Source organism: Paenibacillus larvae subsp. larvae, assembly GCF_002003265.1.
Classification (GTDB): domain Bacteria; phylum Bacillota; class Bacilli; order Paenibacillales; family NBRC-103111; genus Paenibacillus_H; species Paenibacillus_H larvae.
In genome coordinates, this window is the sequence record NZ_CP019687.1 from 716128 (window position 1) to 730161 (window position 14034).

Sequence of the window (14034 nt, forward strand, 5' to 3'; positions counted from 1 at the left end):
TTCATAACACATAGACAAAATATATATGGAAGGGTGGAAAAGTTTTATGAAACAAGTACCTGTAGGCATTTCTGCACGTCATATTCACTTAACACAAGAACATATTGAAATCCTGTTTGGCGAAGGCCATCAGTTAACCCCTATGAAGGACCTGTCCCAGCCTGGGCAGTTTGCTTCTGAAGAGACCGTAGCTGTTGCCGGACCTAAGGGGACCTTCCCTAAAGTCCGTATCCTGGGACCAGCGCGCAAGGCATCGCAATTGGAAATATCCCGTACCGATGCTTTCTCTATCGGCGTTCCTGCGCCTGTTCGTGAGTCTGGAGACATTGAAGGGACTCCGGGGATTAAAGTAATAGGACCTAAAGGTGAGGTTGAATTAGATAAAGGGGTTATTGTAGCTGCCCGTCATATTCATTTTCATACAGATGATGCGGCTAAATGGGGAATTCAAGACAAACAGCTGTTGAAAGTGAAAGTAAACAGTGAACGTCCGGTCATTTTTGAAAATGTCATTGCCCGTGTATCTGATCAATTTGCACTTGACATGCATATTGATACCGACGAAGGAAATGCAGCAGCCGTCAAGACCGGTGATCCCGCAGAAATTATCGGCTAATTAACTTCGGCTAATGTGGAGGAAAAATTTGCTTGGTGTGCCCCTTTTTCCTTTTGATCTGTAGACGATACTGATGGTATAATGAAAGATACGATCACTAACAGTATTTTATGTTCAGGAGGAATGAGCACATGTCTCAGCAAGTGAAATCCGAAAAGGATTTTTCTATATATTTTCAACCTCCCTCTCTTAAGGACGCAAAAAAGAGAGGTAAAGAAAGTATACAAGTCCATTATGATTTTGAGATCCCGGTCGAACTCAAAGGGCTCGGGAACGGAAAGCATTATCTGATCCGCACTTACGGCTGTCAGATGAACGAGCACGATACTGAGACAATGAAAGGCCTTCTTGAGCAAATGGGTTACCGCTCTACAGAAGACAAGTATCAAGCGGACGTCATTTTGCTGAATACTTGTGCTATCAGGGAAAATGCCGAGGACAAGGTATTCGGCGAATTGGGCCATCTTAAAACCTTGAAAACGGAAAAACCGAATCTGATCCTGGGAGTTTGCGGATGTATGTCCCAGGAGGAGGCGGTTATCAACCGGATTCTTCAAAAGCATGCATTCGTAGATCTGATTTTCGGTACCCATAACATACACAGGCTGCCTTTTCTTTTGCAGGATGCTTATTTCAGCAAAGAGATGGTTGTGGAAGTCTGGTCTAAAGAAGGGGACATTATCGAAAATCTCCCCATGAAACGGGGAGGGATGCGGGCTTGGGTGAACATCATGTATGGTTGTGACAAGTTTTGCACCTACTGCATCGTACCATACACCCGAGGTAAGGAACGAAGCCGCAGACCCCAAGATGTAATTCAGGAAGTTAGGGAACTGGCCCGTCAGGGATTCAAAGAGATAACATTACTTGGACAAAACGTAAATGTATATGGAAAAGATTTTGACGACATCGAATATACGTTTGGCGATTTAATGGATGATATCCGTAAAATTGACATTCCGAGGGTAAGATTTACAACCTCCCATCCACGGGATTTTGACGATCGTCTGATTGAAGTGCTGGCGAAGAAAGGCAATTTGATGGAGCATATCCATCTGCCGGTTCAATCCGGGAATACCGAGATTCTGAAGAAGATGAGCCGGAAATATACCCGGGAGCGGTACCTGGAACTGGTAGGCAAAATAAAAGAGGCCATTCCGGATGCCGTGCTGACTACGGATATCATCGTCGGATTCCCGGGGGAAACAGACGAACAGTTTGAGGATACGTTATCCTTGGTAAAAGAAGTAAAATATGATTCAGCCTTTACTTTTATTTATTCTCCGCGGGAAGGTACACCTGCTGCTTCTATGGAGGACAACATTCCTATGGAAGTGAAGAAGGAACGTCTTGCCCGTTTAAATGAAGTGTTGGCAGAATTCAGTAAAGAAAGCAACTGGGAATTGAAAGGCCAAGTGCTGGAAGTCCTGGTCGAAGGCCAAAGCAAAAAGAATGCGAAAGTGCTTTCCGGTCGGACCCGGACAAACAAACTGGTTCACTTTGAAGGGTCCAAAGACTTAATCGGCGAATTTGTACATGTAAAAATCACGGAACCGCAAACGTGGCTTCTCAAAGGGGAAATTGTGGAAGCCCCGCTGCAAATGTCTGTCTAAAAACGTTCAAACGTCGGGAGAGTGTTTAAAGATGTCGGATCATCATCAACCTATGCCATGTCCAATCAAGCATTTCACGAATACCGAAATGATTGTCAGAGAAGATATTTTGAAAAAAGCAAAAGAATTGGCTGAACTGCTTACCACTTCCCGGGAGGTACAGTTTTACCAGAAAGCAGAACGCCAGATTGCGAAAAATGAACATGTTCAATCCTTAATCTCGGCAATCAAAAAAAAGCAAAAAGAGATTGTTGCGTTTGAATCTTTTCAAAATGATAAAATGGTCTCCAAAATCGAGGGCGAGATAGAAGTGCTGCAAGACGAGCTGGATGAGATCCCCATCGTAAGTGAATTCAAACAAACCCAGCAGGATATTAACTATTTACTGCAGCTTGTTATGGATGTTATTAAGGATACCATATCTGAAAAGATCAACGTGGAATCTGGAGCTTAAGATACAAAACAACCAAGTACACCTTGTTTGTTCAGGCCTACATGTCCCGGACAAGCAGGGTGTTTTTTTCGGTTAAAAAACAAAGGGTAAATAAAATAATTCATTTATAATATAAAAATTGATAGAAAAATTTTATATACTAAAGCCATTCCGTTCTACAACTGTGAACACTGATTGGGGAATACCACTTCATGCTGAAGATGTTGATAAATCCGGTTTAGATTGATCTATATCTTGTATTCGGCCGGATGAAAATCTAGTTATGAACTTGATTCAATTAATATCGACATGAAATTTGCAATCTGTATAAACATCCCGTAATATGAATAAAGTATTGCATCAAAGAGAAATTGGTAGAGAAGCTTGTAACTTTTTAGTAACCCAAATAAAGAACATTTGACCTATAGTAAGAATGTCTTTTTGCCAGAAAACAACATCCGTACGATTTATGCAATGCAAGCTTAGTCAAGAAAATGAGGTGGCAGCTATGTCCAATTCCGAAATTACTACACATGATCCGACTTCTATAAGCAGAAAATCCAAAAAGAAAAAATGGTCGAAACCGAAAAAAATATGGGTATCCGTTCTTGTCGTATTTTTACTTTTTTTAGGCGGGGCCGGTACATACGCTGGTTTTCTTTATTCTAAATTTGACCAAACCTTGAATAAAATTTCCGGATCTAACGGAAAAACCGCTAACGCTGCTTCTATTCCGGTGGCTACCGAGCCGATCACTATTTTGCTGATGGGCATTGATGCCCGGGGAGATGGAGAAACGCTTAACAGTGACGTGATTATGCCGTTTACCTTAAATCCGATTACGAAATCAGCTACTCTAGTTTCTGTCCCTAGAGATATGGAGATTACTTTTGACGGGAATTCGAGAAAATCCAATTATGTTTTCCCTCATTACTATATTGTTGATAAAGAACATGCTTTTCCGAAAACGAAAGAATTTTGGAGCAACAAATTAGGTATCCCGATTGATTACATGGTAACGGTAGATTTCCAGGGGTTCCGTGAAGCAATTGATGTGCTCGGCGGAATCGACGTCAATGTAAAGATGGATATGTGTTATCAGGATTCAACAGATGGCACCAACATCAACCTTAAAGCCGGGCAGCAGCACCTGGACGGCGCAGCAACACTTGATTATGTTCGCTACCGCAAATCCAATTGCGGTACTAAAGAGTCAACTGATTATGACCGTAATTTGCGCCAACAGGAAGTACTGGATCAATTATTCAGCAAATTAAAATCTTTTGATATGGTAACCAAAGTAACTGATATTCTGAATGTGGTAGGGGATAACTTGGAGACGGACATTTCTCCGGATAATTTGAAACAATTGATTCTGTCCTATATGAACATCGATCGTGGAAAAATTAATTTCATAGGCTTAAATGGAGAATGGGTTAGTCCATTTATGGTAATTCCGGATGAGGAATGGGAGAATGCGAAGAGAGCATTAAAAATAGAACGAATGCGAACAGCGGCAAATCCTAACCCAACGATAGATCCAAAGACCCGCTTAGGTACCGATATGAAATCGAATTATCGTTCATCCGGAAATAATGCTTCATCTGATTCGAATTCGTCCAAATCGCAAAGTTCGAACAAAAATACCGACGCTTCTTCCAAATCTAAGGAAAAAAGCTCGACAGGTTCCGGATCAAAAGCAACTCCAACGCCTAGATCCACAAATAACCTGAAATCCAACTCTAAATCTAACTCGAACCAGGGATCCTCCGGAGTGGAAGCAGACGATAGAGTTCCTAAAGTAGATTAGGCATCATCCGGGACAAAGATGGATCAAAGGCAGTTGGAGATAAGGAAAACGGGAATACTTCCACCAGCCCTGCACCGGGCAACAAGCATGGAAAGTAATTCTGCGGGTTAAAGAATACGAAGAATCAGGACTTAAAAATAAACTGGAAACATACAGAAAACGGCACTTCAAAAGTGCCGTTTTCTTTTATGACCGGAACCGGGCCGGGCAAACAAGACGCCTCAGCTTCTATGTAGTTTTATTTGACAATAAGCACAGGAACTTGTGCATGCTGCACCACATGATGGCTGACACTTCCGAGCATCAGTTCTTTCCATTCCCCGAGACCCCGGCTGCCAAGTACAATTAAATCTGCCTCTATTTCTTCGGCATAGCTTAAAATGGTTGAAGCCGGATCGCCTTCGGCTATAAGCCACTGAATTTCGTTTGAAACGGGCGGAGCGAGTTTTTTGGCTTCTTCCAATAAGGATTGGGCCTCATCGTAGGATTTTTTCTTAGCTTCGGTAGACGGGGGAATAATTGCTTCTCCAATAACGACATTAGGGAAGTTAAAGACATGCAGGACTGTGAGCTTGGCTTGGGACTCTTGTCTTAATAAAGATGAGGCATGTTTCAAAGCTTTTACAGCGGATTCTGAACCGTCATAAGCGGTTAGAATATGAGAAAACATAATTAACACCTCGCAATATTTGTTTGTTCCTATATTAAACAGCTCTGCTGCTTCCTAAACGGTCCGGAGCAGGGGAATAAATGGGTGTTACACATCAGGCTTTTCGGTTTGTTCATAAATTTCTTTTAGTACAGCAATACCTTTCTCTTTGTCAAAAGTGCTGAACCTCCGTAGCAACTGATCATCAATGATGCGAAAACTTCACTGTCTATTATTCATCATGCTCATTAATTGTGCTTGCTTCATCATTCTATCGTTGGCTTTCTTCTCGTTTACAACAAAGATAGCGTGAACAACCCCTGGAACTACTCCTAAAATCCATAGTAATACATTTACAATTGCCTGTCCTGACTTTCCAGAAAACAAAACAGCGAGCGGAGGACAAATTATAGCTAGAAGATACATATCTGGAAATGGCTGAAATCCGATGTGATTAACAACGTGTTCTTTCACACCGTTACCGAAATCTGCAAGAACGTCGGACAGTTTATGGACGAAATAATGAAAAGCCCCGATTCAATTATTGATCGTCTCTGTATCAGGTTTTGATCCTGATTTCTTTAGTTCAACTTATATAGATACTTCATACTTGAAAGTTATGAAGAGTAGTTTCAGGCTCTTTTACTGACTTTATAGAAAATAGATTCGCATCTATCTTCTTTTTGAATAAGACTTCCCTTGGTTTAGTAGCATACCTTACGACTCCCTACAATCCCTTGCAGCCTATTTCTAAGATAGGCTACAATAGTCCAAGCATGCTCTGATTTCCGCCATAGAATATATTGAACCTAAAGGAAGGGAGTGTTACTTATGTCGTATGGAGGATGCGGTGCTGGAACCTCAAGTTATGGGGGATTTACGAGTACAGGAGCCATCTTAGTCCTGTTTATTTTATTGGTTATTATTTCTCGATCTCTTTGGGTTTAAACAGTGTGTGGGGAAAGATATGCGGGTGACAATATAAAAACGGAATATTAGGACGATGTAGTAAACCTGTCTTTGCGGCGGGTTATTTTTGTGTGATGGATTGCCAAGCTAGGTGCGACAACTCAGCCATGAAGGCTTCGTAAGCCGACCTCTAGCCGAGGCATTTGCGGGGACGGTGGTTGATCAAATAAATCGCATTGGCAAGTTGTTCATCTGTAACCTCCGCAAAATCATGGCCTTTGGGAAAGAACTCCCTAAGAAGGCCGTTGCTGTTTTCGTTGGTGCCGCGCTCTCAGGACGAATACGGATCTCGAAATATACCTGCACGCCGTGGAAATGTTCCAGACTGGGGCATAACAGGCAAATTCTTTCCCGCGGTCTGCTGTGGCCGTTAGCACCGCTGAAGCCGGATACTGGCTGGCGAGAACAACAAAGGCTACTTCCTTAGAATGGGCGATTCGATCGGGCATTGTGAGGGCGATATACATCCGAGTTTTACGTTCCACAAAGGTGGCTGCGCAAGCCTTGCTCTTTCCTCGTCTGGACACCACGGTATCGAGTTCCCAGTGACCAAAGTTAGTTTCTCCTGTGTGAATGATTGGTAGCGCAACTTCATTTTACACGAAACTCGCATGGGCCTTTTATTTTTTAGGTATCGCAATTCATTTTACAATCCAGCGTTTTCAATACATTTTTTTCGTCGATGGGTGAAAAAATATATGCTTGTTTTAAAAGAATTAGATATATACTTTGTTTGAAAGGATGGGGAGTTTTAGTTGAGTCCGTATAATTGTGTAAAAAGCTAGGTTCCAAAAAATGAAAGGAGCCATATTCATAGCCCTCAGTTAGAATAATGTTGGGACACAAAATTCTAAATATACGAGGTGTTATGAAATGGCTCAATACCAGATTAACGTAGATTCGCAGCTTTTGCATCAACTAATTTTTGGGAAATTCTCAGGATGCGGGTGTAGCCAAGCTGCTCGAGTCTGTACTGAACCAAGTCTTACAAGCACAGGTGAGTGAACAAGTGGAAGCAGATCGTTATGAACGAACAGAGAATCGAAAAGCGTACCGGAATGGATCGTATCCACATGGGCTGCATACGCGGGTGGGAACCATTACACTAAGTGTTCCGCGCATCCGTGGCGGGAAGTTCACGACAGAGCTCTTTAGTCGTTACCAGAGAAGTGAACAAGCGTTAATCTTAGCGATGATGGAAATGGTCGTAAACGGCGTCTCTACGCGTAAAGTCTCGCAAGTAACCGAAGAACTCTGCGGAACCGAGTTTTCTAAATCCACTGTTTCAGACCTTTGTAAGCGGCTGGATCCCATCGTAACTGCTTGGAATAATCGAAGCCTGGCAGACAGCCTCTTTCCGTTTGTTCTCGTAGATGCGATGTATCTCAAGGTCCGTGAAGACGGTCGTGTACGCTCACGAGGCATCATGATTGCCATTGGTGTAAACACCGAGGGCTATCGTGAAGTCCTTGGCCTGATGCTGGGTGACACAGAATCTGAAGCAAGCTGGAGTGAGTTTTTCAGCTCTCTAAAAGGACGTGGATTACGAGGTGTGGATCTCATTACCTCCGACGATCATGGCGGCCTTGTACGCGCGGTACGGCAGCAGCTGCAAGGGGTAACATGGCAGCGATGCCAGACTCACTTCACGCGAAATGTATTAGAAGCCTCACCCAAAGCCTTGAAGGATGAGATCCATGGCCGTCTACGGTCGATTCTAGATGCTCCTGATACTGGAACGGCAAGGTTTTTATTAAAACAGACCTTAGCGGCTTATGAAGATAAGGCGGGTAAGGCGATGGGCGTGCTGGAAAGCGGATTTGACGATGCTACCGCCGTCTTAATGCTGCCAGAGCGTTACCGAAAACGGCTGCGCACGACAAATAGCGTTGAGCGTCTCAACGAAGAGGTTAGACGCCGGGAACGTGTCATTCGCATCTTCCCAAACCGTGAATCCGTGATTCGTCTTATTGGTGCTCTATTGATGGAACAGGATGAAAAATGGGCAGCCGGCAAGAAATATCTCGACATGACCGAGTACATGGAATGGCGGAAGGATCGGCCAAAGTCCGATGCCAAAGTGACTCGCATTATGTAGCACAGTCTAGCTGAGGGAATTTACACACAAATTTGGACTTGATCGGGAGTTTTTAAAAAGCAAAGAAAAGTGGCTACCCAAAAATTGACTGGGCCAAGGGGAAAGACCCGAAAACTAAAAATAACAAGGAGGAAAATTAAATGGCGAAATCTAGCATTGCGGCGCATTTTAAAAGGGAATTGGAGGTATATTTTAAAAATCTAGATTTTAAACTAGGCTACTTAAAAGGTAGTAAAATAATAGAAAAATTCCCCAACGAACATCATCTATATCGTAATTGGAATGATAATGTTCAAGCCTTTTTGTCTGGGAATTATGTTATTAAAAGTTTTAGAGAGAATGGTGGTGATCCCAATTTAAATGTATCATATAATCCTTCCACTAAGGAATTAACAATTGAAAGAATTAAAAATGGGAAATTAACCGGAAATTTAAACATAACATTGAAAACTTCATATGATTTTTATAAAGAGAATTATACAGTTCACTGTGATGATTGGGATCCAGATCTCCCTGACGCTCCAGTGGATTGACGTGAAATATGGACACGTTATGAGGATGTCAAAGGAGATACAGAGGTTACTGCAGATGTAGAGTTTGACCAATTTGAGGAAGCACCAAAATTACAGGTGAATCCTAAGACAAATTGCGAAATAAACCTCGATTCGGATATAAACGCTACGGATTTTTTTGAAGTAATAAGTAGTGCTGGCAAAGTGGAAGCAGAATTTATAAATAAACCAAATTTTAATTCTAATGGTTTGGGTAAGCACACCGCTACAATCCATGCATGGGACGAATACGGAGAAGAAGATAAAACAGATAAAGAACATAACCTTATACTTGATATCGTAGTCAATGCTGTAGATAAGAGTACTTGGAAAAATAATGATCTTAGGGGGTGGAAGTTTACTTCTGCAAATCAATGGAAGATTGTTAGAGACCCAGACAATAGTCTGACAGACGACCACGTTATTTATTCTAATGATTCAATTAAGGCTTTAAAAAATTATAGCTTAGAAAAAGGAGCCACATACAAATTTACGGCTTTTATCAAACCAGATGTTTTAAGTACAAGGGATAAAATGGCACTTTCATTGATACCTGAAGATAACAGTCCCTCGAAAAAAAGAGAAATCTTTTCTTCAAACTCGTATGACTTACCGTCCGTAGATAAGGGATTCAAAGAAGTGAGTAAGGAATTTACTGTAGGGGACGGCGAAGAAAATCTGACATTTGAATTTTTTGCTAACTTCCGCGACAAAGGGGGAGATCAAGTCCAAATTTGTGTGTAAATTCCCTCAGCTAGACTGTGCTACATAATGCGAGTCACTTTGGCATCGGACTTTGGCCGATCCTTCCGCCATTCCATGTACTCGGTCATGTCGAGATATTTCTTGCCGGCTGCCCATTTTTCATCCTGTTCCATCAATAGAGCACCAATAAGACGAATCACGGATTCACGGTTTGGGAAGATGCGAATGACACGTTCCCGGCGTCTAACCTCTTCGTTGAGACGCTCAACGCTATTTGTCGTGCGCAGCCGTTTTCGGTAACGCTCTGGCAGCATTAAGACGGCGGTAGCATCGTCAAATCCGCTTTCCAGCACGCCCATCGCCTTACCCGCCTTATCTTCATAAGCCGCTAAGGTCTGTTTTAATAAAAACCTTGCCGTTCCAGTATCAGGAGCATCTAGAATCGACCGTAGACGGCCATGGATCTCATCCTTCAAGGCTTTGGGTGAGGCTTCTAATACATTTCGCGTGAAGTGAGTCTGGCATCGCTGCCATGTTACCCCTTGCAGCTGCTGCCGTACCGCGCGTACAAGGCCGCCATGATCGTCGGAGGTAATGAGATCCACACCTCGTAATCCACGTCCTTTTAGAGAGCTGAAAAACTCACTCCAGCTTGCTTCAGATTCTGTGTCACCCAGCATCAGGCCAAGGACTTCACGATAGCCCTCGGTGTTTACACCAATGGCAATCATGATGCCTCGTGAGCGTACACGACCGTCTTCACGGACCTTGAGATACATCGCATCTACGAGAACAAACGGAAAGAGGCTGTCTGCCAGGCTTCGATTATTCCAAGCAGTTACGATGGGATCCAGCCGCTTACAAAGGTCTGAAACAGTGGATTTAGAAAACTCGGTTCCGCAGAGTTCTTCGGTTACTTGCGAGACTTTACGCGTAGAGACGCCGTTTACGACCATTTCCATCATCGCTAAGATTAACGCTTGTTCACTTCTCTGGTAACGACTAAAGAGCTCTGTCGTGAACTTCCCGCCACGGATGCGCGGAACACTTAGTGTAATGGTTCCCACCCGCGTATGCAGCCCATGTGGATACGATCCATTCCGGTACGCTTTTCGATTCTCTGTTCGTTCATAACGATCTGCTTCCACTTGTTCACTCACCTGTGCTTGTAAGACTTGGTTCAGTACAGACTCGAGCAGCTTGGCTACACCCGCATCCTGAGAATTTCCCAAAAATAGTTGATGTAAAAGCTGCGAATCTACGTTAATCTGGTATTGAGCCATTTCATAACACCTCGTATATTTAGAATTTTGTGTCCCAACATTATTCTAACTGAGGGCTATGAATATGGCTCCTTTCATTTTTTGGAACCTAGCTTTTTACACAATTATACGGACTCAACTAAAGGGGGATATATTGATTCTTTTAAATTAGAAAGAATTAAATAGGTAAACATCACAACATTTGATCGGAATGAAAGAGATTTACTTACTTTACATAAAGAAAAGGAGAAATCCCCATGATACAGACAGAAGAGAAAATGCTAAAAGCTGTAGGTCAATTCTTCTACGGAGACAATTTTAACGAACTGGCCTTTGTTGTGGCACGTGGCATCAATGGGTTTAAATTAGATAACAGAACATTAGATGGCGTTGATTTTAAAACGACAATACAATCTGTTCGGTGGTTAGCTAATTTCACGCCAAAGGAAAGCGGCGTTTATACATTCACCATTAATCCTCATTGTTTTGCGCATATTCTGATTGACGGCGAAAATGCTAAGGATCAAGAAATACAGTTAGAAGCAGGAAAAAGTTATCCATTCGTGGTAGCTTACTTTGGAAATCCGATGACAGAACAAGAAGAGCTGCTTCAATTAGACGTGCACTATACCTTCAATCAACAAGAAACAAAAGAGATTGAGGTTGAAACCTTTTCTATTCCTGAAATCATTTCTTTTGAAAGTCTTCCAATGGGTACTGATTCTAGAACGGAAGAAAATAAACAGCCTATGTTAGATACCGATGATGATGGTATTTGTGATGAGTGGGAAGTCAACGGATATTATGTGAAAAACAATATAGCCGTTTTTCCTTGGCCTAAAAAGGGATCGAAGGAAGAAGAAGAATTAATCAAGCAAGGATTTAAAAAGTTTGTTTCAAATCCGAATGAATCTCATACGGCTGGGGATCCCTATTCGGATTTAGAAAAAGCAAGCGGCGCGTTTGACCGTACAATTCACAAAGCAGCCCGGGACCCTCTTGTTGCGGCATATCCCAGTATTACAGTTGGCATGGAAGAACTGATTCTTTCAAATAATAAAAATATTAGCTCGACAGAGGGAAAGACCGTTAGCCGGTCCACTTCCTCTAGTGTTAGCGACTCTAATACGGAAGGAATCGATGTAAATGCGGGGTTTTCTCTTTTTCCGGATTTTCAGCATCCGTTACCGGCCATTATTCCCATTCCTCTACGCATACCGTTGATTCTTCCAATACTTCAGGGCAAGATTGGCAGCATCAATTAGAGTTAAACACCGGACAATCGGCTTATATGAATGCCAATGTACGCTATTATAATACGGGAACAGCCCCGGTATATAACCTGGTTCCGACCACCATTTAGTGTTAGGAAGACAAACCGTTGCTACCGTCACCGGACAACTCAATCAAAGATCGCTTAGTTTAACGCCCGGGCAGACGTATCCTAAACAACATTTACATGGGGTGGCTTTAAATACAATAGATCAGTTTAGTTCGGCTCCCATTGCTCTTAATATCAATCAATTGGATAGACTAGAATCGGGAGAAAAATTAAAGTTAGAAACGACTCAATTTCAGGGAGCATTTGCAAAAAGATCTCCCGCTGGCGGGCAAGTAGTACTGGAGGAAAATGAGTGGGCTCATTATATGCCGCAAATAGAAAGTATGACGGCTGGTATCCTGATTAATATGGGGGTAACCGGTTCATGGAACGGCGTATTGCGGCAAAAGACCCTCTGAATCCCAATGATCGAACTCCGGAATTGACACTGGGAGAAGCCTTGGAAAAATCGATAGGGATGTACTTAGATGAAGAGAACAAAAATTTTTATTTCATAAATGAAGAAACAGGTATCAAACATATTATAAGTCCTGATCTAGTGCATCTTGTATTTGATAAAAAGATAAAGGAAGAACAAGAAAGGAAACCGGACATAAAAACCATTTATGGTATGACCATCCGACCAGGAATGAATATACAAATCAATGTTCCCGTATTATATGATGACTTCACCAAGAAATCCGGCATGTGGAGTGGAGGGAACTATGATACAGAACATGCTTTGTATAAAGGTCAATGTTATGAGATACCCGCACAAAAGGAAGGTGTATATAGTAACTTTAGCCTTGAGCCTAAAGCTATATATTTAATTGTAATAGCTGTTAAAGGAAAGGAAGCAGGGAATGTTACTGTCAATATTACAGAAAGTAAAGAAATTAAAGAAATTGGAAACTTTGAAATTGGTAAAAACTATAAATATCAGAAGATGATACTTTTTAACGACATGAAAGAGCATTTGAAACTTCATATTAAGAGTGAAACCAACGACTCTGTATATATTGATAATCTTTCTATTATAAAAATAGGAAAAGGTATAGATAAATTGAAACAAGAAAATATAGAGTATGCTAAAAATGTTGGATTTGATGATAGATTCTATATTAGTGCAATTTCCGGAGAAGAAATGGTAATTACAAATAATAGTCCTATTGCTGTTATGAAGAAAAAGGATGGGACTAAACAACAAAAGTTAGAACTTCAATTTTTGAATAATGGATCATTTAAAATTATGGATACGTCTAAGTCCACTAATAAGGTTTTGACATTGCAAAAGGGATATTCAATATTAAGTTTTAGAGAAGATGAAAGTATCAAAACTCAATTTTGGTATTTGAAAAAATCCACTAACCCAAACCAAATGGGCTATCAAATTATAAGTGCTTGGGATAGAAGCAAAGTATTAGAATATGACATTTATAAAGATGAAAAAGTAGGAGATGGATGGCCAATTCGAATTGCGTCACTAGATGAAAACAAACCATCGCAATACTTCAAGTTTCCTCAGGAAATAGCCCCAGTACTTCCGGATGGCGAATATCAAATTAAAAGTAGAAAAGATACGAATGTACTAGCAGATTTATCTGAAAACAAAAGTGGAGCGATAGTTCATGCATTTAAAAATCATGACTTGATTAATCAAAAGTGGAACTTTGTTTATGATAGTAGTAAACAAGCTTATAAAATAAAAAGTTCTCAAAATCCAAACCTATTGTTGACTTGGAAAAGTAAATCAGGAAATTTAATAATTGGCTATGAAGATCATAGATATAATGATCAATATTGGAAAATAAAGAAGTCGACAAAAGATGGATATTATAAAATTAGAAATGTTGAAAATCTAAACTATTTACTAGATTTAAAGGATGGTAATACATCTGATAGGACTCCGCTATGCGCAGGGTGGGAAAGTGGGAAACCATCACAGGAATGGAAAATAGAACCGCCAAGCGATCGGCCTTTAAAAGACGGCTAATATCAAATATAAAG

At 41.3% G+C, this 14034-nt stretch carries 11 protein-coding genes and 3 pseudogenes; 10 read left to right on the plus strand and 4 right to left on the minus strand.

The window, feature by feature from the left end:
* Positions 1-46 precede the first annotated feature (46 nt).
* From pduL to BXP28_RS03975, 4 genes are all read left to right on the plus strand, one after another.
* Positions 47-616, plus strand: a complete 570-nt coding sequence (pduL, locus tag BXP28_RS03960) for a phosphate propanoyltransferase (protein WP_036654067.1) — start codon at positions 47-49, stop codon at positions 614-616.
* A gap of 131 nt (positions 617-747) precedes the next feature.
* Entirely contained in the window at positions 748-2229 is a 1482-nt protein-coding gene (gene miaB, locus BXP28_RS03965; protein ID WP_036654069.1) for a tRNA (N6-isopentenyl adenosine(37)-C2)-methylthiotransferase MiaB, read from the plus strand.
* A gap of 31 nt (positions 2230-2260) precedes the next feature.
* Complete coding sequence (locus BXP28_RS03970; RefSeq protein WP_172423310.1) at positions 2261-2683, plus strand: YlbF/YmcA family competence regulator; 423 nt, start codon at positions 2261-2263, stop codon at positions 2681-2683.
* 487 nt (positions 2684-3170) lie between these two features.
* Positions 3171-4472 carry an LCP family protein gene (locus BXP28_RS03975; protein WP_051427802.1) on the plus strand — a complete coding sequence of 434 codons (1302 nt, stop codon included), beginning with the start codon at positions 3171-3173 and terminating at the stop codon, positions 4470-4472.
* A 238-nt stretch (positions 4473-4710) separates the two neighbouring features.
* Here the strand turns inward: BXP28_RS03975 and BXP28_RS03980 are convergent, their stop codons facing one another.
* The 3 genes and pseudogenes from BXP28_RS03980 to BXP28_RS25500 form a co-directional block, all read right to left on the minus strand.
* Positions 4711-5142: a universal stress protein gene (locus BXP28_RS03980; RefSeq protein WP_051427803.1), complete on the minus strand. Its 432-nt coding sequence runs from the start codon at positions 5140-5142 to the stop codon at positions 4711-4713.
* A gap of 201 nt (positions 5143-5343) precedes the next feature.
* On the minus strand, positions 5344-5547 hold the full coding sequence (locus BXP28_RS03985; protein ID WP_036656580.1) for a YqaE/Pmp3 family membrane protein: 204 nt from the start codon (positions 5545-5547) through the stop codon (positions 5344-5346).
* Between the two features lie 673 nt (positions 5548-6220).
* Positions 6221-6650 (minus strand): annotated as a pseudogene (locus BXP28_RS25500) (IS30 family transposase); the annotation flags it as partial.
* Between the two features lie 313 nt (positions 6651-6963).
* Here BXP28_RS25500 and BXP28_RS03995 point away from each other — a divergent pair.
* From BXP28_RS03995 to BXP28_RS04005, 3 genes and pseudogenes are all read left to right on the plus strand, one after another.
* Positions 6964-8188 (plus strand): annotated as a pseudogene (locus tag BXP28_RS03995) (IS256 family transposase).
* A 140-nt stretch (positions 8189-8328) separates the two neighbouring features.
* On the plus strand, positions 8329-8721 hold the full coding sequence (locus tag BXP28_RS04000) for a hypothetical protein (protein WP_036654071.1): 393 nt from the start codon (positions 8329-8331) through the stop codon (positions 8719-8721).
* 96 nt (positions 8722-8817) lie between these two features.
* On the plus strand, positions 8818-9483 hold the full coding sequence (locus BXP28_RS04005) for a hypothetical protein (protein WP_077584896.1): 666 nt from the start codon (positions 8818-8820) through the stop codon (positions 9481-9483).
* 20 nt (positions 9484-9503) lie between these two features.
* Here BXP28_RS04005 and BXP28_RS04010 read toward each other — a convergent pair whose 3' ends face one another.
* Positions 9504-10727: an IS256 family transposase gene (locus BXP28_RS04010; protein WP_023483236.1), complete on the minus strand. Its 1224-nt coding sequence runs from the start codon at positions 10725-10727 to the stop codon at positions 9504-9506.
* 257 nt (positions 10728-10984) lie between these two features.
* Between BXP28_RS04010 and BXP28_RS23840 the strand changes: the two genes are divergently transcribed.
* The 3 genes and pseudogenes from BXP28_RS23840 to BXP28_RS23850 all read left to right on the plus strand — a co-directional run bounded on the left by BXP28_RS23840 (position 10985) and on the right by BXP28_RS23850 (position 14020).
* Positions 10985-11971: a binary toxin-like calcium binding domain-containing protein gene (locus tag BXP28_RS23840; protein WP_235430752.1), complete on the plus strand. Its 987-nt coding sequence runs from the start codon at positions 10985-10987 to the stop codon at positions 11969-11971.
* Positions 11935-12446 (plus strand): annotated as a pseudogene (locus BXP28_RS23845) (binary toxin-like calcium binding domain-containing protein); the annotation flags it as partial. The gene BXP28_RS23840 and the pseudogene BXP28_RS23845, both read left to right, overlap by 37 nt.
* The gene (locus BXP28_RS23850) at positions 12413-14020 is read left to right on the plus strand and encodes an RICIN domain-containing protein (protein ID WP_257125665.1); all 1608 of its coding nucleotides are present in this window, start codon (positions 12413-12415) and stop codon (positions 14018-14020) included. The pseudogene BXP28_RS23845 and the gene BXP28_RS23850, both read left to right, overlap by 34 nt.
* Positions 14021-14034: the final 14 nt, after the last annotated feature.

Bases quoted from the DNA above. Each gene is read 5' to 3' on its own strand.
- BXP28_RS03985 (WP_036656580.1), bottom strand. From the start codon at position 5,547: ATGTATCTTCTAGCTATAATTTGTCCTCCGCTCGCTGTTTTGTTTTCT.
- BXP28_RS23850 (WP_257125665.1), top strand. From the start codon at position 12,413: ATGGAACGGCGTATTGCGGCAAAAGACCCTCTGAATCCCAATGATCGA.
- BXP28_RS03975 (WP_051427802.1), top strand. From the start codon at position 3,171: ATGTCCAATTCCGAAATTACTACACATGATCCGACTTCTATAAGCAGA.
- BXP28_RS03970 (WP_172423310.1), top strand. From the start codon at position 2,261: ATGTCGGATCATCATCAACCTATGCCATGTCCAATCAAGCATTTCACG.
- BXP28_RS04000 (WP_036654071.1), top strand. From the start codon at position 8,329: ATGGCGAAATCTAGCATTGCGGCGCATTTTAAAAGGGAATTGGAGGTA.
- pduL (WP_036654067.1), top strand. From the start codon at position 47: ATGAAACAAGTACCTGTAGGCATTTCTGCACGTCATATTCACTTAACA.
- BXP28_RS04010 (WP_023483236.1), bottom strand. From the start codon at position 10,727: ATGGCTCAATACCAGATTAACGTAGATTCGCAGCTTTTACATCAACTA.
- BXP28_RS03980 (WP_051427803.1), bottom strand. From the start codon at position 5,142: ATGTTTTCTCATATTCTAACCGCTTATGACGGTTCAGAATCCGCTGTA.
- miaB (WP_036654069.1), top strand. From the start codon at position 748: ATGTCTCAGCAAGTGAAATCCGAAAAGGATTTTTCTATATATTTTCAA.
- BXP28_RS23840 (WP_235430752.1), top strand. From the start codon at position 10,985: ATGCTAAAAGCTGTAGGTCAATTCTTCTACGGAGACAATTTTAACGAA.